The organism is Streptomyces sp. NPDC002911 (genome assembly GCF_053591835.1).
Window position 1 is genome coordinate 62,575 of the sequence record NZ_JBSFUO010000003.1, and the last position, 20,798, is coordinate 83,372.

17 protein-coding genes are annotated in these 20,798 nt (G+C 70.8%); 8 read left to right on the plus strand and 9 right to left on the minus strand.

Going from position 1 to position 20,798, the window contains the following annotated elements:
* The first annotated feature begins 104 nt into the window (after positions 1–104).
* The 8 genes from ACWD04_RS05555 to ACWD04_RS05590 all read left to right on the plus strand — a co-directional run bounded on the left by ACWD04_RS05555 (position 105) and on the right by ACWD04_RS05590 (position 7,205).
* Complete coding sequence (locus ACWD04_RS05555; protein ID WP_451128420.1) at positions 105–890, plus strand: 4'-phosphopantetheinyl transferase family protein; 786 nt, start codon at positions 105–107, stop codon at positions 888–890.
* A gap of 225 nt (positions 891–1,115) precedes the next feature.
* Complete coding sequence (locus tag ACWD04_RS05560) at positions 1,116–1,865, plus strand: HipA family kinase (protein ID WP_451128422.1); 750 nt, start codon at positions 1,116–1,118, stop codon at positions 1,863–1,865.
* Positions 1,862–2,257, plus strand: coding sequence for a DUF3037 domain-containing protein (locus ACWD04_RS05565; protein ID WP_451128424.1), 396 nt, complete (start codon positions 1,862–1,864; stop codon positions 2,255–2,257). The genes ACWD04_RS05560 and ACWD04_RS05565 overlap by 4 nt, the downstream gene beginning before the upstream one ends.
* A gap of 47 nt (positions 2,258–2,304) precedes the next feature.
* Positions 2,305–3,657 (plus strand): crotonyl-CoA carboxylase/reductase, encoded by a 1,353-nt coding sequence (gene ccrA, locus ACWD04_RS05570; protein WP_451128426.1) that lies wholly within the window; start codon positions 2,305–2,307, stop codon positions 3,655–3,657.
* Between the two features lie 165 nt (positions 3,658–3,822).
* Entirely contained in the window at positions 3,823–4,506 is a 684-nt protein-coding gene (locus ACWD04_RS05575; RefSeq protein WP_451129210.1) for a TetR/AcrR family transcriptional regulator, read from the plus strand.
* A complete protein-coding gene (locus tag ACWD04_RS05580; protein ID WP_451128428.1) occupies positions 4,503–6,179 on the plus strand; it encodes an MFS transporter in 1,677 nt (558 codons plus the stop codon). The genes ACWD04_RS05575 and ACWD04_RS05580 overlap by 4 nt, the downstream gene beginning before the upstream one ends.
* A 63-nt stretch (positions 6,180–6,242) precedes the next feature.
* Positions 6,243–6,578, plus strand: a complete 336-nt coding sequence (locus ACWD04_RS05585) for a DUF6204 family protein (protein ID WP_451128430.1) — start codon at positions 6,243–6,245, stop codon at positions 6,576–6,578.
* Positions 6,579–6,650: 72 nt separating this feature from the next.
* The gene (locus ACWD04_RS05590) at positions 6,651–7,205 is read left to right on the plus strand and encodes a DUF2087 domain-containing protein (protein ID WP_451128432.1); all 555 of its coding nucleotides are present in this window, start codon (positions 6,651–6,653) and stop codon (positions 7,203–7,205) included.
* Here the strand turns inward: ACWD04_RS05590 and ACWD04_RS05595 are convergent.
* Genes ACWD04_RS05595 through ACWD04_RS05635 form a run of 9 tightly spaced genes read right to left on the minus strand, consistent with a single transcriptional unit; the run spans position 7,192 to position 20,780 of the window.
* Positions 7,192–8,595: an acyltransferase domain-containing protein gene (locus ACWD04_RS05595; RefSeq protein ID WP_451128434.1), complete on the minus strand. Its 1,404-nt coding sequence runs from the start codon at positions 8,593–8,595 to the stop codon at positions 7,192–7,194. The two genes, ACWD04_RS05590 and ACWD04_RS05595, sit on opposite strands and share 14 nt — an antisense overlap.
* Positions 8,596–8,629: 34 nt before the next feature.
* The gene (locus ACWD04_RS05600; RefSeq protein WP_451128436.1) at positions 8,630–9,589 is read right to left on the minus strand and encodes a class I SAM-dependent methyltransferase; all 960 of its coding nucleotides are present in this window, start codon (positions 9,587–9,589) and stop codon (positions 8,630–8,632) included.
* 29 nt (positions 9,590–9,618) lie between these two features.
* Positions 9,619–10,035, minus strand: a complete 417-nt coding sequence (gene panD, locus ACWD04_RS05605; protein WP_451129212.1) for an aspartate 1-decarboxylase — start codon at positions 10,033–10,035, stop codon at positions 9,619–9,621.
* Between the two features lie 14 nt (positions 10,036–10,049).
* Positions 10,050–11,255, minus strand: coding sequence for a cytochrome P450 (locus ACWD04_RS05610; RefSeq protein WP_451128438.1), 1,206 nt, complete (start codon positions 11,253–11,255; stop codon positions 10,050–10,052).
* Complete coding sequence (locus ACWD04_RS05615) at positions 11,252–12,514, minus strand: cytochrome P450 family protein (RefSeq protein ID WP_451128440.1); 1,263 nt, start codon at positions 12,512–12,514, stop codon at positions 11,252–11,254. The genes ACWD04_RS05610 and ACWD04_RS05615 overlap by 4 nt, the downstream gene beginning before the upstream one ends.
* 42 nt (positions 12,515–12,556) lie before the next feature.
* On the minus strand, positions 12,557–15,847 hold the full coding sequence (gene fabD / locus ACWD04_RS05620; protein WP_451128442.1) for an ACP S-malonyltransferase: 3,291 nt from the start codon (positions 15,845–15,847) through the stop codon (positions 12,557–12,559).
* Positions 15,847–16,848, minus strand: coding sequence for a methyltransferase (locus ACWD04_RS05625; protein WP_451128444.1), 1,002 nt, complete (start codon positions 16,846–16,848; stop codon positions 15,847–15,849). Before ACWD04_RS05625 ends, fabD begins: the two co-directional genes overlap by 1 nt.
* Before the next feature lie 21 nt (positions 16,849–16,869).
* Positions 16,870–19,992: a non-ribosomal peptide synthetase gene (locus tag ACWD04_RS05630; RefSeq protein ID WP_451128446.1), complete on the minus strand. Its 3,123-nt coding sequence runs from the start codon at positions 19,990–19,992 to the stop codon at positions 16,870–16,872.
* On the minus strand, positions 19,989–20,780 hold the full coding sequence (locus ACWD04_RS05635; RefSeq protein WP_451128448.1) for a hypothetical protein: 792 nt from the start codon (positions 20,778–20,780) through the stop codon (positions 19,989–19,991). The genes ACWD04_RS05630 and ACWD04_RS05635 overlap by 4 nt, the downstream gene beginning before the upstream one ends.
* Positions 20,781–20,798: the final 18 nt, after the last annotated feature.

Sequence of the window (20,798 nt, forward strand, 5' to 3'; positions counted from 1 at the left end):
TTGAAACCAATGCGCGCTCGACCTCTTTCCGCTTGACCGGAATTGGGCCGACAAGAAAGCATCGTGGACGATCAACGCCGCTTTACGCAAGGGAGTGGGCAGTCGTGCCGGTTACCCATGAGCAGGATCCGCGCGCCCACCGTCCGGCATGGGAACCCCGGCCGGAAACCGCTTTCCCCGCGTCCGGCCTGCTCGTCGGCACGCTGCCCGGCGTCATGGTCGCGGAGCTGTTCGCCGACCCGCCGGACATCCATCTCTACCCGGAGGAGGCGGACATCGTGGAGCACGCGGTCGACCGGCGCCGGCGCGAGTTCGCCACCGTCCGGCTCTGCGCCCGCACGGCACTCGCCTCTATCGGATGCCCGCCCGGGCCGATCCCGCACGGCCGCTCGGGATCCCCCACCTGGCCCGAAGGCGTCGCGGGCAGCATGACGCACTGCCCCGGCTACCGGGCGGCGGCGGTCGCCAGGACCGCCGCGGTGGCCTCGGTCGGAATCGACGCCGAACCCAACTCCGCACTGCCCAGAGGCATAGAGAAAATGGTGACCTCGGCCGGGGAGCGCCGGACGCTGGACCGGCTCACCCTGTCCCACCCGGCCGTCGCCTGGGACCGGCTGCTGTTCAGCGCGAAGGAAAGCACCTACAAGACGTGGTTTCCGCTCATGGGCCGATGGCTGGATTTCAGCGACTGCACCATCACCCCCGATCCGGAGCGCGGCACCTTCAGCAGTTCGCTCCACGTACCCGGACCGGTGGTCGGCGGACGCCGCGTCAACACCTTCACCGGGCACTGGCGAACCGCCGTCCACCAGGACATCGAGTACGTGGCGACGGGGATCGTCCTACCGGCCGGCCCGCACCCGCCACATCCGCCGACCGGCAACCTGTGACTCGATTTCAGCCACACATGATGTATCGGCCGAAATTCATAAGGTGAGGCATTTCCCCCGGGGCTCTCCGTTTGAAACAAGCCAAAGAATCTGATGCCACCCCGCGAAAACCCCCGATGCACACCTTCCCGGACGGATGGCCGGAACTCGATAACGCCCTTGGAGGGCCCATCGGACGCCAGTAGGGTGATCTACATGCTGCAAAAAGTAAAAGGAACGCAATATTTGACGGCTCTACGGGAAGGCGGTTCCCTTCCCGGTATTGTCGAGGCGGACAACGACAGCACCTATGTCGTCAAGTTCCGGGGAGCCGGACAGGGCAGCGCGGCCCTCGTCGCCGAGATCGTGGTCGGCGAACTCGGCCGCCACCTCGGTATCCGGGTACCCGACCTGGTACTCCTCGACGTGGACATCGAGCTGGCACGCCGCGAACCGGACCAGGAGGTGCAACAGCTCCTCCAGGCCAGTACCGGCTCCAACCTGGCCATGGACTTCCTCCCCGGATCGGTGGGATATGACGGCATCGCCTGGCGGGCGCCGGCCGAGGAGGCCGCCCGCGTCTACTGGCTCGACGCCCTGACGGCCAATGTGGACCGCACCTGGTCCAACCCCAACCTCCTCATCTGGCAACGCCGGCTGTGGGCGATCGACCATGGCGCGGCGTTGATCTTCCAGCACTCGTGGCCCTCGGTGGAGGGCTGGGCCAACCGGGACTACGGGATGGGCTCGCACGTCCTGTCCGAGCGCGTTTCCACGCTCGCGGCCCCGGTCCTGGACGCCCTCGATGCCGAACTGGCCGCCCTCGTGACGTCCGAGGCGCTGGACCGGATCCTCGGGCTGGTGCCTGACGACTTCCTGGTGACCATGAACTCGGCCAACGGCGCGGACCCGCGGACCCTTCGCGGACGCTACCGCGAATATCTGCTGGCCCGTCTCGCCGGCGAGCGCGCCTGGTGGCCGGAGGCGGCGGCATGAGCAATCCTTCCTCACCGCCCCTCGGCTTCGACTACGCCCTTCTGCAAGCTGTTCCCCGCGTCGACCGCGGCGAACGGATCAACGTCGGCGCGGTGCTCTACTGCAAGGAGGCCGACTTCCTCGCGGCCGACGTGCACATCGACGCCGCCCGCCTGCGCGCCCTGGACTCCGAGGTCGACCTGGTCGGTGTCACCGACGCCCTGGAGGCGATCCGCGCCATCTGCGCGGGCGACACGAAGGCCGGTCAGGCCGGCGCGGGCACACTGCGCTCGCGGTTCGGCTGGCTCACGGCCCCGCGTAGCGCGGTCGTCCAGACCGGAGCGGTGCACGGCGGCCTGACGGCCGACCCGGCTGCCGAACTGGACCGGCTGATGAACCGACTGGTGCGCTGACCCCGCCTCCTCCCGCATACCGCCCGCCCCCTTCCCGAGGACACCACATGCGAGACATCGTCAATGCCGTCGTGAGCGGGGAAGCGGGGCGGGAGGACTTCGCCGCGCTCGCCGTCCCCGAGACCTATCGGGCCATCACCCTGCACAAGAACGAGACCGGCCTGTTCTCCGGGCTCGCCACCCGGGACAAGGACCCCCGCGAATCGGTGCACCTGGACGAGGTCCCGGTCCCAGAACTGGGTTCCGGCGAGGCGCTGGTCGCCGTCATGGCCTCGTCGGTCAACTACAACACCGTCTGGTCCGCCCTCTTCGAGCCACTGCCGACCTTCGGATTCCTCGAGCGGTACGCGACCCGGTCGCCGCTCGCCCGGCGGCACGACCGCCCGTATCACGTCATCGGATCCGACCTCGCGGGCGTCGTCCTGCGCACCGGCCCGGGTGTCAACGCCTGGCATCCGGGCGACGAGGTCGTCGCGCACTGTCTCTCGGTCGAACTGGAGTCCTCCGACGGCCACAACGACACGATGCTCGACCCCGAGCAGCGCATATGGGGCTACGAGACCAACTTCGGCGGCCTGGCGGAGATCGCGCTGGTGAAGTCCAACCAGCTGATGCCCAAACCCCGGCACCTGACGTGGGAGGAGGCCGCCTCCCCGGGCCTGGTCGCCTCCACCGCGTACCGCCAGCTCGTCTCGCGCAACGGCGCGGGCATGAAGCAGGGCGACAACGTGCTGATCTGGGGCGCCGGCGGCGGTCTCGGGTCCTACGCGACGCAGTTCGCGCTGGCCGGGGGCGCCAACCCGATCTGTGTCGTCTCCAGCGACCAGAAGGCGGACATCTGCCGGAGGATGGGCGCCGAGGCCGTCATCGACCGCAACGCCGAGGACTACAGGTTCTGGAAGGACGAACACCACCAGGACCCGCGCGAGTGGAAGCGCTTCGGCAAGCGCATCCGCGAGCTGACCGGCGGCGAGGACGTGGACATCGTCTTCGAACACCCGGGCCGCGAGACCTTCGGCGCGAGTGTCTACGTGACCCGCAAGGGCGGCACGATCGTCACCTGTGCCTCTACCTCGGGCTACAACCACGAGTACGACAACCGCTACCTGTGGATGTCGCTCAAGAAGATCGTCGGCTCCCACTTCGCCAACTACCGCGAGGCCTGGGAGGCCAACCGGCTGATCTCCAAGGCGAAGATCCACCCCACACTCTCCAAGGTCTACGCGCTGGAGGAGACCGGGCAGGCTCTGTACGAGGTACACCGCAACCGGCACCACGGCAAGGTGGGCATCCTCGCACTGGCCCCCGGGGAGGGCCTGGGCGTGCGCGACCACGAGCTGCGGGCCCGACACCTGGACGCCATCAACCGGTTCCGGACGCCGACGCTCACGCACGCCTGACGATCCGGCTCGGCCAACGGGCTGCCACCACGTCTCATGGCGTCGGCGGCAGCCCGTTCGCCGTGCGCGGCCACCGGGCCCGGGCGCCGCCCGAAACAATTTCAGATACAGAACTGCATTGGGATACAGTCTTGTACCTGGGCGCGCGCCAAGGAGGCGATCACCATCACCAAGCGACTCACCCGAGCGCAGAGCCGACAGGTCACACGCGAGCAGCTCCTCCAGTCGGCAGCATCACTGTTCGCCGACCAGGGCGTCAGCGGAACCTCGGTGGAACACATCGTCGAGGCCGCCGGCTACACCCGGGGCGCCTTCTACGGCAACTTCGAGGGCAAGCACGAGCTCGTCCTCGCCCTCCTCGAACAACGGACCCAGCGCGAGCTGGAGGAGATCCAGGCGATGAGCCGCGACGCGGCCACCTTCGAGGAGATGCTCGACCATCTCCGCTCCTGGCACCGCCGACGCGACCGGAACCTCGCCAGCTGGCTCGCCCTGCGCACCGAACTCTGGCTCTACGGCCTGCGCGACCCGGAACTCCTGCCGGTGCTGGCGGACCGCGAGCGCCGCTCCCGGGAGGCGATCGCCCAGGCACTGGAGCAGGGCTTCACCGCGCGCGGTGTGAGCACTCCGGCTCCCGTCGAGCTGCTGGCGCTGATCGTGCACGCCCTGGACGACGGCCTGTCCATCCAGCGCGTGCTCTCCCCCGCCGAGAGCGGTACCGACTCCGTCGTGGACGTGGTGGAACTCCTGATGAAGTCCTGGACCGCCCTCGCCCGCAGCACCACCACCGAACCGGCCGCCACCCCCGGGGCCGAGCCCCCGATCGACAACCTGGAGAAGAAAACATGAACGAGGCAGGGCAGGCAGTTAAGCCGGCGACCGCCGGCCCACCTGCCACACCCGACGTGCCCGAGCCCGACCCCAAGCGGTGGCTCGCGCTGACCGTCCTGCTGGTCGCCACCTTCATGGACCTGCTCGACGCCAACATCATCACCGTGGCGATCCCGAGCATCCAACGCGACCTCGGCGCCTCGTCCGTCGCCATCCAGGCGATGACGGCCGGCTACACCCTGAGCTTCGCGGTGCTGCTGATCACCGGCGGCCGGCTCGGTGACATCTTCGGCCGCAAGCGGATGTTCCTGATCGGCGTCAGCGGCTTCGTCCTCGCGTCCGCGCTGTGCGCCGCCGCGCCCAGCACCGAATTACTCGTCATCGCCCGCGTTCTCCAGGGGCTCACCGCAGCCATCATGGTGCCCCAGGTACTCGCACTGATCCACGTCTCCTTCGCACCCCAGGAGATCGGCCGAGTCGTCAGCCTCTACGCGAGCATGGTCGGCCTGGCCATCGTCTCCGGCCCCCTCATCGGCGGCGCCCTCATCAGCTGGAGCCCCCTGGACCTCGGCTGGCGCAGCATCTTCGTGGTGAACCTGCCGGTCGGTCTGGTGGCCCTGATCGGTGCGGCGAAGTGGATGCGGGAGTCGAGCTCCCCACACGCCAAGCGCCTGGACATGATCGGCATGCTGCTGGTGATCCTCGGACTGCTGCTGCTCATGCTGCCGCTGACCCTCGGCCGCGAACTCGACTGGCCGGCGTGGAGCATCGTCTCACTCGTCGCCGCGGCGCCCGTGCTCGTGCTGTTCGTGGTCTACGAACGCCACAAGACCCGCAAGGACGGCTCGCCCCTGGTGACCCTGTCCCTGTTCAAGGCCCGCGCGTTCGGTGCCGGCACCGGTGTTCAGCTCCTCTTCAGCGCCATCCCCGCCGGGTTCTTCCTCAGCTGGACGCTTTACCTCCAGGCCGGTCTCGGTTGGTCGGCCCTGCACACGGGCCTGACCGCGATCCCGTTCTCCCTGTGCGTACCCGTCGTCGGTGGCCTCGCGGTGCGCAAGCTCTCCCCGCTCTACGGGCGTTACTGCCTGCTCGCGGGCTCGTTCCTGATGCTCGCGGGCATCGTCTCCTTCGCCTGGGCCGCCGAACACTTCGGTACGGACATCACGTCCTGGCACACGATCCCCTCCATGCTCCTGATCGGCTCCGGCATGGGTCTGCTCATGCCTCCGCTGACGGCTCTGGTCCTCCGGGAAGTCAAGCCCCACGAGGCCGGTGCCGCCTCCGGCATCATCAACGCGACCGGTCAGCTCGGCGCCGCGCTCGGCGTGGCGGTCATCGGAAGCCTCTTCTTCTCGGCGCTCGCGAGCAACGCGGGTCCGCATGCCGAACGGGTCGCGCCCACCGTCCAGTCGGCGTCACCCCAGCAGGCCGCGGGCCTCCAGGTCTGCGCGACCGACGCACTCGGCCAGGACGATCTGGCCAAGGTTCCGGACAGCTGTTCCACGCTCGTCCAGGGCGCCGACGCCCGCACCCGGGATACGATCGATGGCGCGCTCGGTGAGATCCGAGCGAAGACGTTCGTGTCCACCTACAGCGAGACGCTGTACTGGGCGGCCGGTGGCCTGATCCCGGTCACCGCCCTCGTGCTGCTCCTGCCGCACCACCGGGTCCGGCGGGAGGAAATGGCCTAGGACGCCGCCGCGCCGGCGACCAGTCCATCCCATCCCGAGAACCACATCTGGAGACCCCCGATCATGAGCAGCGGTACGACCTATCAGATTCTCACCCGGGGCAAGTTCGCGCCCCTCGACGAGGAGCAGCGCGCGTCGCTGCTGGCCCAGGCGGACGACCACGGTGTGCTGAGCGCCCGGTTCACCGCGGAGGGCACCGTGTCCTACGAGCGCGGACTGCACGGCTTCACCTTCCGTGTACTGATCCCCGCGACCGACGACGACACCGAAGAACTCGTGCTCTCGCAGGCCGAGGAGCTCGCCGAGGTGGCCGTCCGCAAGCTCGGCGCCGAGTGCGCGGAACTCAAGTCGGTGTCCACGGACCTGGCCAGCATCAAGATCAAGCGGAAGGGGCGCTGACCCGAAGGTCCCGGCCGGCGCGGTGCCCGCGCACCGCGTCGGCCCGTACCGGCAGGGATGCGGAACAATCTGATGACACCTGACGAATTCACCCTCGTGATGTCCGACCCGACCCTGCGCCGCGTGTTCTCCGCGGTCGCTCTCGGCTCGTCCACCTCGTCCGAGATCCTCGCAGCGGCGGGGCTGGACACACCGGTGGCGGCCAAGGCGATCGGGCAGCTGACGCGCAACGGACTGCTCGTGCCCGAGGGGCGCGGCCGGCTCGTCATCGACGAAAGTGCCCTGGCGGCGGTGGCGCAGACGGCCGCACGTCGCGAGGAGGAGGCCGCCGCTGCCGAGCAGCCCGACGCACGGCTGCGCGGCTTCGTACGCGACCGGACGCTGGTGGGCCTGCCCGAGGAGGACCACCACGAGGCGCGGCAGGCGGTCCTGCGGCACGTGGCTGAGGCCACCTTCACCCCGGGCGAGGAGTACGACGAGCGCACCGTGACAGGGCGGCTCGAGCCGTGGTGCGAGAGCGGAGTCCTGGACGCGGTCTCGCTGCGCCGGGCCCTCGTCGATCTCGGGGTGCTGCGGCGGCAGTCGGGGCTGTACGGCCTGACCGCCGACCCGGTCACCGCTGACTGACCCCAGGGGCCCCGCGTCCGGCCGGACGCGGGGCCCCGTCGGCCTCGGACAGGCCCCGGACCGCGCCCACGGGTACCGGCCGGGGGCGGCGTACGGCCTCCAGCACGGCGGCCTGGTACGGGGTCAGGGAACCTGCCCGCTCCTGCGGGAACAGCTTCGCCCAGTTCGGTTCCCGCCCGCAGGCGTAGAGGGTCCCGAGCGAGGTGAGCATCGAGCGGATCTCGGCCTGCCGCCTGCCGGAGGACAGCAGCCAGCCCTGCCGCTCGCCGTGTTCGAGGGTCTGGCGCACGGGGCTCAGCAGTACCGGGTGGGCACTGACCTCGACGAACACCTCATGACCCGCGGCTGCGAGATTCTCCACCGCGGCCGCGAACCGTACCGGCTCCCGCAGGTTGCGCATCCAGTAGGCGGACCCGAGCCCGGCGCCCACGACCGGCTCGGCCGTCACCGTCGAGTACATCGGCACGCGAGTGGGAGCCGGTTCCAGGGTGCGCAGGGCGGTATGGAGGTCCTCGCGCAGCTCCTCCACGTAATGGCTGTGCGAGGCGACCGTCCCCTTGATCACCCGGCAGTAGACGTCCCGCGCCTCCAGTTCCCCGAGCAGCGCGTCCAGGGAGTCCGAGTCGCCCGCCAGGACGGTGGAACGGGGGCTGTTCTCCCCCGCCACGCTGATCGCGCCGCCGCCGGCCGCGGCCAGCTCGTGCGCCTCGGTGGGTGAGAGTTCCGTCGTGGCCAGCGCTCCCTTGCCGGAGATCCGGCGCAGAAGCGCGCTGCGGCGGCACGCGACCATCATGGCGTCACGCAGGGTCAGCCCGCCGGCCGCGTGGGCGGCCGCGATCTCCCCCATGCTGTGGCCGACGACCGCGTCGGGCGTGATTCCCCAGCTGTGCCACAGCGCGGTCAGGCCGATCTGCAGGGACACCATCGTCGGCTGGAGGACGTCCAGTTCGTCCAGCCGGGTGGCCTCGGCCGGCAGGTTCAGCTGTTCGAGGACGGAGATGCCTGCGAACTCCCGTACCAGGCGGTCGCACTGGTGCACGGCGTCACGGAACACCGTTTGCTGTGCGAGGAGTTCACGGCCCATTCCGTACCACTGGGCCCCCTGTCCGGCGAAGACGAACACCAGGCCGGGGCGCCGGGCGGTGACGTCATCCGGGACCCTCTCCACCTCGCCGGCGCAGGCCTCTTCGAGCTGGGCGCGCAGTTCGTCGTACGACTCGACGGCGAAGGACAACCGGTGGTCGCCGCTCGTGCCCGTCGCGGCTTCGTGGCAGTAGCGGGCGAGTGGCGGCAGGGCACGTGCGGCGCGGATCCTGTCGAGGTGCGCGTACAGCAGGGCCTGGAGCAGGTCCTCGGTGGCGGCGGCTATGGCGAACAGCCGTACGGTCATGGTTCCCCCCTTCGGTTTCGACCCGGGCGGCGGGTCACCGGCGGACGGCGATTCGGTGACGGTAGCTCTCCATCGGCAGTCCACTCATCCAGGGCACGATGCCCACCTTGCTGAGCGCCTTGATCGCGGGGGACGGCTGGTAGCCGGCGAACATACCGCCGAACATGAGGATCTGGCTGTGCGCGGCGATCTGGCGCACCAACGGGTTCATGCGCTGCTTGGCCAGCGTGGTGCGGAAGTGACTGCCGGGTGCCATGCGCAGGCGGACGGCCGCGCGGACCTGGTCCGAGATGTCGTGGTCGGCCGTCCAGTCCAGGCCCTCGGTCTCCTCGGCCGTGCGCCGCATGGTCTCCGTGCGCTGGCGGGTGTAGACGTCGATGTGGCTGAGGAAGCCGCCGGGGCGCAGCACCCGTGCGGCCTCCCGGAGGAACGTGCCGAGGTCGGGGTAGGTGTGCGAGCTCTCGATGTTGACGAGCACGTCCACGGAGCCGTCCTCGAAGGGCAGGTCCTCCGCATCGCCGTGGACATAGGTGAGCGCGTCGCCCCGGGAGAGCGTGGCGGTGGCGCGGGCGACCGCCTTGGGCGAGAGGTCCAGACCGGTCATACGGGCGCCGGGGGCGATCCTGGAGAGGAGGTTGAGGCCCTCCCCCGTCCCGCAGCCGACCTCCAGGACATGGCGTCCGGCGTAGTCGTCGAGATCGAGAGGGAGGTCACGCAGGGCGAGGAAGTAGAGCTGCTCGCTGAAGCCGTCCGTCCACGGCTCGCCGAAGCCGGGGACGCGGGCACGGATCTCCTCGGCGAGGGCGGGGTCGTACATGCCCCAGTTCCACAGGGCGCCGTGGCCGGAGAGCGTGGCGGCCATGTCGTAGATGGTGGCACTGGCCGATTTCATGCCGGCGGCGTTCTCGCCGCGGCGCGCGGCACCGGACTCGTCGAGGTTGATGTCCGCGAGGCCGCTGGTGAACGCGGTCATGACGTCAGGGGTGTCTGTCATGGGGGTCTCCGATGAGCGGGGGTGGGCGGTCAGGCGCTGACGCCGTCGCCGCGTACCAGGCCGAATCCTTCGGGTACGGCGGCGGGGTCGGTGCCGGTCGTGACGGGGCGGTTGTCCGCGTCGACGAACACCACGGCGGGTTCGTACGAGCGGGCGTGCTCCTCGCTCATGGATGCGTAGGAGATGATGATGACGAGGTCGCCGGGGTTGATGAGGTGGGCCGCGGCGCCGTTGATGCCGATGGTCCCGCTGTCGGCCTCGCCCTCGATGACGTAGGTGCTGAGCCGGGCGCCGTTGTCGACGTCGACGATGTCGACCTTCTCCCCCGGCCACAGGTTCGCGGCGGCCATCAGGGTGGAGTCGATCGTGACGGAGCCGACGTAGTGCAGATCCGCCTGGGTCACGGTGGCGCGGTGGATCTTGGACTTGAACATCTCGCGGAACAGCACGTGGACTCCCTTCACCAGGTCACCGGTAGCTCGTGAACGCCGTAGATGATCGAGTCCGGGCGGGTGCGCACCTCCGCGGCGGGCACGGCGAGGCGCAGCCCCGGGAAACGGCCGAGCAGGGCGGCGAAGGCGACCCGCAGTTCCAGCCGGGCGAGTTGCTGGCCCACGCACTGGTGGATGCCGTGACCGAACGCGAGGTGGGGTACGGGCTCGCGGGTCACGTCGAGCTCGTCCGGCAGGGTGCAGAGCGAGGGGTCCCGGTTGGCGGCGGCGAAGGAGAACGAGACCGCGTCCCCGGCCGCCATCCGGTGTCCCTCGAACTCCAGGTCCTCGCCCACCGCACGGATACCGCCCGCGTGGACGACCGTCAGGTGGCGCAGCAGTTCCTCCACCGCGCCCTCGGTCAGGGTGAGGTCGGCGGCCAGTGCGGCCAACTGCTCGGGGTGCTCCAGCAGGGCGAAGGTGCCTAGGGCGATCATGTTGGCGCTGGTGTCGTACCCGGCGGTCAGCAGGACGCTGCCGACCGTGGTGAGTTCCTCGTCGCTGAGCCGGCCGTCGGTGACGAGGGTGCCGAGCAGGTCGTCCGCCGGTTCGGCCCGCTTCGACTCGACCAGTCCGCGCAGCAGCCCGCCGATGGCGTGCCAGCCGGCGATGGCCTCCTCGGCGCTGGAGTGCACGGCGAAGAGCGCTTTTATGGCCCGGGCGAACTCCGGGCGTTCCGCCACGGGCACGCCCAGCAGTTCGCAGATGGCCGAGGCCGCCATGGGCTCCGCGAACTCCGTCACCAGATCGGCCGGGCCCTCTCCTCTGCCCTCCGCCATGGCGTCCAGATGCAGCGCGGCGAGCTCCGTCAGCCGGGGTTCGAGGGTGCGGGTGCGACGGGCTGAGAACCAGGCGCCCACCGCCCGCCGGTAGCGGGTGTGTTCCGGCGGATCCATCGCCGTGAACATGCCCGGGGGCACGGCGGTGCGGTCCGCTGCCATGGGCAGCGCGATGGGCGAGCGCAGCGCCTCCCCCCGGGAACTCATCCGGGGGTCGGCCAGCAGCCGGCGGGCCTGGGAGTATCCGGTCACCAGCCAGCCCACGTGGCCGTCCGGGAACTCCATACGGGCGACAGGGTGACCGGCGCGGAGCGCGCCCAGTTCGGGTGCCGGGTCGAAAGGACACCGGCCACGGGTCATCGGCAGACCCTTGACCATGGGAAGGCTGTCGGTCATAGCTCCTCGTTCTGCGGAGACAGGCGGACGGGAAGGCGCTGCATCGAGAGCAGGTAGCGGGGTTCGATCTCTCGCGGGTCCACTGCCAGGGCCAGACCGGGGAACCTCTCGAACAGGGCGGTCAGGGCGACCTCTCCCTCGATCAGGGCGAGGCTCGCGCCCAGGCAGTAGTGCGCGCCGCGGCCGAAGCCCAGGTGCGGGTTGTGCTCACGGGTGATGTCGAGGCGTTCCGGCTCGTCGAAGACCTCGGGGTCGCGGTTGGCGGCGGCAAGCACCACCTGGATGGCTTCCCCGGGTTGCACCTTCACACCGCCGATCTCGCAGGTTTCGGTGGCGAAGCGGCGGAAGGTGTGCTTCACGGGCGCCGTGTGGCGTACGAGTTCGGCGGCGGCGCGACTGCCGAGTAAGCGGTCGTTCTTCAGCAGTTCCAGCTGGTCGGGGTGCTGGAGCAGGGTGAACGCGCCGAGCGCGACGAGGTTGCGGACGGTTTCATGACCGGCCTGGACGAGGACCATCGCCAGGGCCGTCAGCTCGTCGTCGGTCAGCCGGTCGCTGTCCTCCTCGTGGATCTGCACGAGTTCGGAGATCAGGTCGTCTCGCGGCTCGGCCCGGCGGGCGGCGATCAGATCTTTCGTCACCCGGGCCATGCCCCGTACGGCCGGGGCGAACTGCTCGGCGTTCGGGCGCAGGGCCTGGGCGAGGGTCTCGCTCCACTCACGCCACTGCTCGCGGTACTCCTCGTCGACGCCGAGGAGTTCGCAGATGACGATGATGGCGAGGGGGTGCGCGTAGTCCGCGATCAGGTCGGGTTCGGCCGTGTCCGCGAGGCCGTCCAGCAGGTGTGCGGCGACGCGTTCGACGGCGGGTGTCAGGGCGAGCATCCGGCGGGCGGACAGCGCCCGGGTGACGAGGCGGCGGACCCGCATGTGGTCCCCGCCGTCCATGGTCAGCAGGGTGGAGTCGAACATGTCGACGATGTCCTCGGGGATGCCCCGTCCGAGCATGCTCTCCCGGTGGGAGTCGCCCGGCGGGCGGCTGCGCAGGGTCGGTTCGCCGAGCACCGCCCTGACGTCGTCGTGTCCGGTGACCACCCAGATGTCGCTGCCGTCGGCGAACTTCCCGCGGCAGACGGGCCGGGGGCCGCCGAGCCAGCGCTCCCCCGCCTTCGGGTCGGTGATGAACGCCGGGTCGGACAGATCGAACTCACTCGCCAAGTCGTCGGATTCGGTGTTGAGATGCGGTGCGGGAATCTCGGGCATTCGGTCTGCCTCGTTTCTTGCTGAGAATCTCGATCGTGCGCGTCAGGAGCTGCGGCCCGGGAGTCCACCGCTCACGACCTCGGCGGCCCCGGCCATCAGACGCCCGGCCAGTTCGTCGGCGTGCCGGTTCTCCCAGGCGTGCAGCGGGGTGCCGGCCAGCCAACGGTTGCAGGCGCCGAGGGCGGGTCCACAGGGGATCTGGTAGTCGGCGACACGGCCCGGCGTGCCTTCGATTGCCCAGGTCGCGGCCTGGGCGCAGTACCAGCGGAAGACGAGCGCCATGCGCCGTTTGGGGTCGAGGCCCCCCTCGCAGGAGACGCCGGGACGGGCGAGGATCTCCTCGAAGGGGGCTCCCAGGTAGTCGCGCTCCACCTTGCCGCGCACCGCGGCAGGGACCGCCTCCCAGGAGTCGTGGTTGCGCCACAGGTCGTGGAGCTTGCCCGCGCGGGCGTGGAAGAGCACGCCCTTGCGCAGCACCCTTGCCCTTCCGCCCAGTTCGAACAGGCCGCCGTAGGGCGCGATGGCGGTGTCGTGGATGTCCGCCGCCTGGAGCAGGTCCTTGGCTGCGGCACTGGTCCCGCTCTCTGCGGTGCATACGTTGATGGACCCGGTGACCACGAAGTCCGCCCCCAGCACGAAGGAGGCCGCGGCCGACTCGGGGGCGCCGATACCGCCCCCGGCCCCGATGCGCACCGCCTGGGCGACACCTCCGAGCTCCGCGCGCAGCCCGCGCAGCGCGGGCAGCAGCGCCCACAGGGCCGCCATGTCGGTGTGGTCCCCCGCGTCGCCCACCGCGCAGACGTCGTCGGCCAGCGCGACGCGGGCGCCGGCCTCGGCCTCCTCGGTGGTGAGAAGCCCCTGCGCCACCAACCCGCTCACCAGCGCGGCGGGCGGCGGCTCCAGGAACACCCGGGCGACGTCCGGCCGGGTCACCTTGGCCAGGATCCTGCGGGGCACGTGCACGGTGCCGCCCGGCAGCACCCGGGCACCCGTCAGCCGATGGCGTACGAGGGCGGGTGTCGCCTCGACATGGGTGGATGCCTCGACGAACCGGACGTCCTCGCGGATCAGTACGTCGACCAGTTCTGATTCGGCACGCGGATCGAAGGGGTCGTGTGTGACATTGACTCCGAAGGGCGCCCCGGCCGGGACGCGTGCGCGGATCGCGGCGAGTGCCGGGGCCACGTCCCGGGCGGCGAGTCCCGAGGCGCCGAAGTAGGACAGGAGCCCGGCTCCGGCCATCCGGGTCACCAGGTCGACGGAGGCGACCCCCTGTCGCATCCCGCCGGCGGCGTAGGCGAGGCGGACGCCGTAGTCCTGTCGGAAGGCCTTCGACCCGAGTGACCCGGCGGAGGCGCTGGCGGGGCGTACGGGCGCGGCCGGCCCGGCCCCCGCACGGGCGGGTGCGGGGTGTACGGCCGTGGTCCGGGCGGTGCCGGGGGCGGGCAGGGGGGTCGTCTCCCGGCGGATCCGGTCGACGAGCTTGGTGAGTACCTGCCCCGGGCCGAGCTCGCGCACCCGGAGGTCGCCGTGCCCCATCAGGAGCCGGACGCTGTCGGTCCACCGCACCGGGGAGGCGATCTGGCGGCGCAGGGTGGTGGCCACTTCCCCCGCCTCGTAGGGCCGGGCGTCCACATTGGAGATCACCGGGATCTTCGGCGCGGCAAAGGGGGTGGCATCCAGCAGCCGGCCGAACTCCTCCGCCGCCGAGGCCATGTACCGGCTGTGGAAGGGCGCGCTGACGTTGAGCGGCGCGCACCGCGCGCCGGCCTTCTTCAGCTCGGGCAGTGCCCGTTCGACCGATTTCGCGGGACCGGCGATCACGGTCTGGGTCGGCGCGTTGTAGTTGGCGATGTCGAGGTCGCTGAGGCCGTTGTCCCGCAGGACCTGCTCCACGAGCTCCGCGTCGACGGAGGAGACAGCGGCCATCGTGCCGCCCGTGACCTGCCCCATGAGCCGGCCGCGCTCGGCGACCAGGCGCAGTCCTGTCTCGAAGTCGAACACCCCGGCGGCGAACAGCGCGGAGAACTCGCCGAGGCTGTGCCCGAGGACGAAGTCCGGCAGCCGCCCGCCCTCGCCCATGGCCGCCAGCCAGTTGAGGGAGTTGACCACGTAGAGGGCCGGCTGGGTGTAGCGGGTGTCCCGCAGGTTGCGGCCGGGGTCCAGGAGGCACAGTTCACGGACCGAGTAGCCGAGGACGGAGTCGGCGCGGTCGACAAGGCCGGGGAAGCGGTCGAAGACCTCCCGGCCCATGCCCTTGGCCTGCGCACCCTGCCCGGGGAAGACGTGGACGTCGAGCGTGGGTAGGGCGGCGGGCGGGCGGGTCGGCGCCACTGCGGGAGCGCTCACGGGGTTCACCTCGATTCTTGCGGGGGTGGCGGCGAGGCGGGGGCGCGCGTCGAGGACGGCCCGGTACAGCACCTCGTCCCGGGCGTACGGGGACAGCAGGGGCAGCACTCGGGACCGGCTGCCCTCCGGCAGTGCGGCCCGCACCAGGTTGGCCATGGACCCGGAGGGGCCGAGGTCGAGGAAGAGCAGGTCGTCCCGCTCCAGCAGCGGCCCCGTGGCCCGGGTCAGGTCGAAGGGTTCGCGGAGCACCTGCCACAGGTGCGCCGGGTCCGGAATCCGCACGGCCGCGCCGGTGGTGCCGGAGATCAGCGGCATCGTCGCCGGTCTCATGGTCAGGTTGCCGATCAGTTCCTTGAACACGCCCTCGACCGGGTCGATCAGGGGCGAGTGGAAGGGAAACTCGACCGGCAGCCGCTGACAGAGCGTCCCGGTGGCCTCGAGGTGGCGCTCGATCCGGTCCAGGACCCCGGCGGTGCCGGCCAGGACGAAGTTCTCCGGCGAGTTGACGGCGGCGACGTGCGCCTCGGTGAGGACGGGGTCGCGGTCGGCGAGTCCCGCGTCGGCCAGGACCGCGAGCATCCCCCCGCGGGGGCACTCGGCCTCGAACACCTCCACCTGGCGCAGCAGGGAGCGCAGGCACGCGTCGGGGTCGACCGCCCCCGCGACCGCCGCCGCCGCGACCTCGCCCAGGCTGGCTCCAAGCACCGCGCCGGGTTCGAACCCATGGGCCCGGAGCATCCGCGCCAACGCGTACTCGACCATGAAGATGGCCGGCTGGGTCAGGGCGAACCGTGTCATCGGGTGCTCGGGGCCGCGGCCGGCTCCGTGGATCGCGTCGATCACCGAGTCGCCGCGCACCTCGCGGACGGTCGCGTCCAGGGAGTCGAGGGCCTCCCGGAAGGCGGCGTCGGCGCCGTAGAGCCACTTGCCCATGCCGTGGTACTGCGAGCCCTGCCCCGCGAACAGGAAGACGGGCGTGAGCATCAGGAGGCACGCAGCCAGGTCACGAACACCTTGTGCTGCGTGGGAAGCTGGCTCACGGACTCCACCGTGAAGCCCGCCTCCTCGATGGCGCGCCGCATGGCGGGCTCGTCCAGGCCGGTGGTGCCCTCGTCGCAGGCCAGAGCCTGGAACATGGCCCGCCAGCCGTCGATGTCGTTCTCGACCAGCGGCTCCACGACGAGCAGCCGAGCGTCCGCGGAGCTGTCGGCCATGGCGGTGGCGACGGTGCGCAGGATCCGCACACAGTTCTCGTACGTCCAGTCGTGCAGCACGTTCTTCAGCAGGTAGCGGTCGGCGCCGGCGGGTACCTCGACGAAGAAGTCGCTCGGGGTGAAGTCGATGCGGTCCAGGACGCTCTTCTGCGCGATCCGCTCCATGGCCGTGCGCCCTCTGGCACACACGTCGGCCCGGTCGGCCACGGTGCCTCGCAGGCCCGGGTGGGCGGCCAGCAGCCCGGGCAGCAGGCCCCCGCTGCCGCCGCCGACGTCGACGACGGACTTTACTTCGCCGAAGTCGTGCACGCCCAGCAGGCACTGGGCCACCGGCGTGGCCAGGTCGACCATGCCCTTGTCGAACAGGTCCGCCGCGTCGGGGTGGTTTCCGAGGTAATCGTACAGGGATTCCCCGAACACCTCCTTGAAGCCCGACTTGCCGGTCTTGACGGTGTGCATCAGGCCGGCGAAGGCGTCGTCGTACAGCTCGGCGGCCAGGATGGCGAAGTGGCGCTGGGTGAAGGGATGATCCGCGCGCAGCGGCGCGTAGGCCTCGGCCAGCCGGAACTTCTCCCCGTCCCGCTCCAGGACTCCCGGCACTGTGAGCATCTGGAGCAGGCGGTGGAGGATCTCGGGGTCGGTCCCGGTACGTTCGGCGAGTTCCGCCGAGGACATCGAGCCGCCGTCGAGGATGTCGGCTATCTCCAGGCGGGTGGCGACCGCGAGGGCCCGGGCGAACCATCCGCTGACTGCGAGCTTGAGGATTTCCATGGGAGGCCTCTTTCGGTTCCGTCAGACGAGCCGGCGCAGCCGGTCGGCAAGGGCGGCAGGGGTGGGGGTCTCGAACACGTCGGTCAGCGCGAGCCGGACTCCGGTGATGTCCTTGATCCGCTGGGCGAGGGAGACGGCCAGCAGCGAGTGCCCGCCGTTGGCGAAGAAGTGCGCGCCGGCGTCGAGGTCGGAGCGGTCCAGCAGTTCGGCGAACAGGCCGATGACGGTGGCCGTCAGATCGTCACCCGCCGTGTCACCGGCTTCCCGGCGGCCGACGGCGGGGCCGGAGAATCCGGCGGCCTGTTCTGCGAGAGCCAGGTGGTCGACCTTGTCGCTGCCGGTACGGGGGAACGCGTCCACGGCGATGAAGCGGTGCGGGACGACGGAGCGCGGGAGCTGCCCGTGAGCGTGGTCCCACAGTTCGTCCACGGCCTCGGGGCGGCCGGGGACCCGGACGAAGGCGGCCAGGTAGCCGTCCGCTCCGGGGTCCCCGACGACCACGACGGCCGCCGCCTCGACGTCGGGATGGCCGAGCAGCACCGCTTCGATCTCGGCCGGTTCGATCCGGTTGCCGCGCAGCTTGACCTGCCGGTCCATCCGGCCGAACAGGTCGATCCTGCCGTCCGGCCGCCAGCGGGCCACATCTCCGGAACGGTGGAAGCGCCCGTACTCCGCGTTCTCCCCGAACCGCTCCGCGGTCAGTTCGGGCCGCTCATGGTAGCCGGAGGCGACGCCGACGCCCGCGACGCACAGTTCTCCGCGGAGGCCGACCGGCAGCGGCCTGCCGTGCCGGTCGGCGATGAAGATCCGGGTGTTGGCGACGGGTGCGCCGATGTCCACCCGCCCGCCGTGGCCGAACGGCACGGCTCCGGCGGTCGCCCAGATCGTGCTCTCGGTGGGGCCGTAGACGTTCCACAGTTCGGCGCCCGCGTCGAGCAGCCGGGTGGCCAGTTCGGCGGGCAGGGGTTCACCTCCGGTGAGGATGACGCGTCCGGCAGTGGCGTCGGCCGCCTCTCGGGCAACGAGCCGCCACGTGGTGGGAGTCGCCTGGAGCAGGCCGATGTCGTGGGCGGTGACGGCGGCCGCCAGCAGGGCACCGTCCGTACGTGCCTCGTCCGGGAGCACCACCGTGTGGCCGCCGTGCAGCAGCGGCATCATCAGTTCGAGTGCGGAGGTGTCGAAGCTGTAGGTGCTGAGCCAGCCCGTGGGGCGCGTGGATTCGGCCACGCCGAACCGTTCGGCGTAGTCGACGATGTGATTGACGAGGCTGCCGTGCCGGATCGGGATGCCTTTGGGCCTGCCGGTCGAGCCGGAGGTGTGAATCACGTACGCGAGCGCGTCCGGGTCAGTTTTCACCGCCTCGTCCTCGTCCACCGGGACCTGGGGCACGTCGTCCCAGGCGGTGGCGGGCAGGGCGACGTGGCCGTCCGGTGCGGTGATCCCCGCGCCCACGACGACGACCCGGGCTCGGGTGTCGTCGAGCTGGTAGGTAAGCCGCTCCTCGGGGTGGTTGGGGTCCAGCGGCAGGTAGGCCGCGCCCGCGAGCCAGGTGCCGAACACCGAGGCGGCCAGCGCGGCGCCGCGCGGCAGGAGGAGTGCGACGACGTCTCCGGGTCGCACGCCGGCGTCGGTCAGCCGGGCGGCGGTGTCGACGGCGGCGGACCACAGGGCGCCGTACGTGGCCGTGCGGTCCCCCTCGCGTACGGCCACAGCCGCAGGGTCCGCAGCGGCGCGGCGGGCGAAACCGGTGAGCACCGACGGCAGTTCGATCGCACGGGCCGTGGCGTTCGCCGCGTCGATGACCTCGTGGTCCCGGGCCGACCAGGACGGCAGGGAGGCGATCGGAGTGTCCACCCCGGCGCCCAGGGCCACCAGGAGGGCGTCGTAGCGCCGGACCATCAGCTCGACGTCCGGGCGGTCCAGCACCCCGGTGTAGAACGCGGCGCGGACGGTGGCGGTGTCCCGGCTTGCCGAGACGAAGAACTCGAGGTCGAACTGGCTGAAGCCGTTTTCGACGACGAGGAGCTCCGCCTCGGCGCCAGCCAGGTCGAAGGTCCGCTGGTCCTCGGTGAAGGGAACGTAGTTGAACACATGCTTGAACAGCGCGCTGCGCCAGCCGGAGCCACCGCGTTCGACCATGTCGAGGACGTCGTCCGTCGGTACGTCCTTGTGCGCCATCGCCTCCATGAACGTCCGCCGGGTCAGGGCTGTGAGGTCGCGGAAGGTCGCGTCACGGTCCAGGAGCAGGCGCAGGACGACCAGGTTGCTGTGGTAGCCGACCGCGTCCACCGCCTCGCGGGGGCGGGTGTTGACCGGCGAGCCGATGGTGAGGTCGGGTCCGGCGCCGTGTGCGGCGAGCAGGACCGCGTAGGCGGTGAGGAGGACGACGGACTCAGGTGCCCGGAGCTCGCGCTGGAGGCGCCGGACGACCGCGTGGGCCTCGGGCGACAGGACGTGGGTGACGTCGTCGCCCCGCAGGGTGGTGACGGGCTGCTCGCGCTGTTCGCAGAGGAGTTCCAGTCCTGAGGAGCGGAAGCCGGCCATGCGCTCTTGCCAGTAGCCGCGGCTCTCGGTGGACGGTGCGGGCTCGCGCAGGGCGGGCACCTCGACGGGTCGGGGCCGCCCGCCCTGAAGCACCGCCTCGTAGAGCGTGACGAACTCGACGCGCAGGATCACTGTCGACTGCACGTCCGACACGGCGTGGTGGAGCGCCAGGCACAGGACGTCGGTGTCCCGGCCGTGCAGCAGCAGGGCCCGTACCAGGGGACTGCCGTCGGGGGTGAACGGCCTGGCCACGAAGGCCGTCAGCAGGGCCTGTTCGTCCTGCTCGCCGCCGTGGTGTTCCGCCTCCTCCAGATCGACGGCCACGGACGGTGCGACGGTCCTGGTCAGCTCGGCGCCCTCGCGGTGGTAGACCGTGCGCAGCACCTCGAAGCGTTCTGTCAGGAGTCTCACGGCGTGCGCGGCGGCGGCGGTGTCGAGGCGGCCCCGCACGCGCACCGCCAGCGACAGGTTGTTGGCACCGCTGCCGGGGACCAGCTCGTCGAGGAGCCACAAGGTGGTCTCCTTGCGGCTGGGCCGTACGTGCCCTGTGGGCAGAGCCGGTCCGTCCTGGGCCGTGGTGGCGGGGAGTTCCGGGCTCACGCGCTCTCCCCGGGCCGGGCGGCCAGGACGCCGGCCACCATCTCGGCGATGGCGGGGGTACGCAGCAGGTCTCTGTGCTCGACCTCGAAGCGCCGCTCATCGGCGACCTCGATGGGGGCGACGCCGGGTGTGGTGCGCATCCTGTTCAGTCCGCTGCTCTCGCTGGCGGAGGTGACGACCAGGGCGCCCTGCCAGCCGGGTCGCGGATCGAGACCGGCGGCCGTGGCGAGGTAGGACATGAACGAGCCGACAAGCTGGACGAGTTCGCCGGCGTAGTCCTCGTCGAGCCCTGCCCTCCGCAGGGCCTCCGCGCCGATCGGGCGGAAGGCCGCGTACAGCCCTGCGGCGAAGTCGCCCGGAACGATGTCGGACCGCGCGGCGAGCTTCTCCGCGGCGCCGGACAGCTCGGCTATCTCCTCGGTCGTCAGGACGGTGGTCATGTTGCCGATGACCCGGCCGAACTGAAGGTGCACGGTGGGCACGTCGACCAGCTCGGGATCGAACAGCACTACTCGGGGGACGGCGTCCTGCCGGGCGCCGACCCTCTCGGCGAGCGCGCCGGCGAAGACGGAGCCGGCGCAGTAGCCGAGCACGGCACGGACGTTGCGCCCGGAGGCCGCCACCTCCAGGAGCCAGGGCTCCAGATAGGTGTCGTCCAGGGCGTCGGTCTGCGGGTCGCGGACCGGGGCGACCGTCTGCCACAGGGCGCAGTCCAGATTCAGCGCCGGAGCCAGATCGGCGAATCCGCCCTCGTTCCGCCCCGTGACCGGGAAATCTGCGGCGAGCACGATATCCGTACCGGTGTC

Coding starts and splice junctions, on each gene's coding strand:
- ACWD04_RS05565 (WP_451128424.1), top strand. CDS start 1,862: ATGAGCAATCCTTCCTCACCGCCCCTCGGCTTCGACTACGCCCTTCTG.
- ccrA (WP_451128426.1), top strand. CDS start 2,305: ATGCGAGACATCGTCAATGCCGTCGTGAGCGGGGAAGCGGGGCGGGAG.
- ACWD04_RS05580 (WP_451128428.1), top strand. CDS start 4,503: ATGAACGAGGCAGGGCAGGCAGTTAAGCCGGCGACCGCCGGCCCACCT.
- ACWD04_RS05585 (WP_451128430.1), top strand. CDS start 6,243: ATGAGCAGCGGTACGACCTATCAGATTCTCACCCGGGGCAAGTTCGCG.
- ACWD04_RS05590 (WP_451128432.1), top strand. CDS start 6,651: ATGACACCTGACGAATTCACCCTCGTGATGTCCGACCCGACCCTGCGC.
- ACWD04_RS05595 (WP_451128434.1), bottom strand. CDS start 8,595: ATGACCGTACGGCTGTTCGCCATAGCCGCCGCCACCGAGGACCTGCTC.
- ACWD04_RS05600 (WP_451128436.1), bottom strand. CDS start 9,589: ATGACAGACACCCCTGACGTCATGACCGCGTTCACCAGCGGCCTCGCG.
- ACWD04_RS05610 (WP_451128438.1), bottom strand. CDS start 11,255: ATGACCGACAGCCTTCCCATGGTCAAGGGTCTGCCGATGACCCGTGGC.
- ACWD04_RS05615 (WP_451128440.1), bottom strand. CDS start 12,514: ATGCCCGAGATTCCCGCACCGCATCTCAACACCGAATCCGACGACTTG.
- fabD (WP_451128442.1), bottom strand. CDS start 15,847: ATGCTCACGCCCGTCTTCCTGTTCGCGGGGCAGGGCTCGCAGTACCAC.
- ACWD04_RS05625 (WP_451128444.1), bottom strand. CDS start 16,848: ATGGAAATCCTCAAGCTCGCAGTCAGCGGATGGTTCGCCCGGGCCCTC.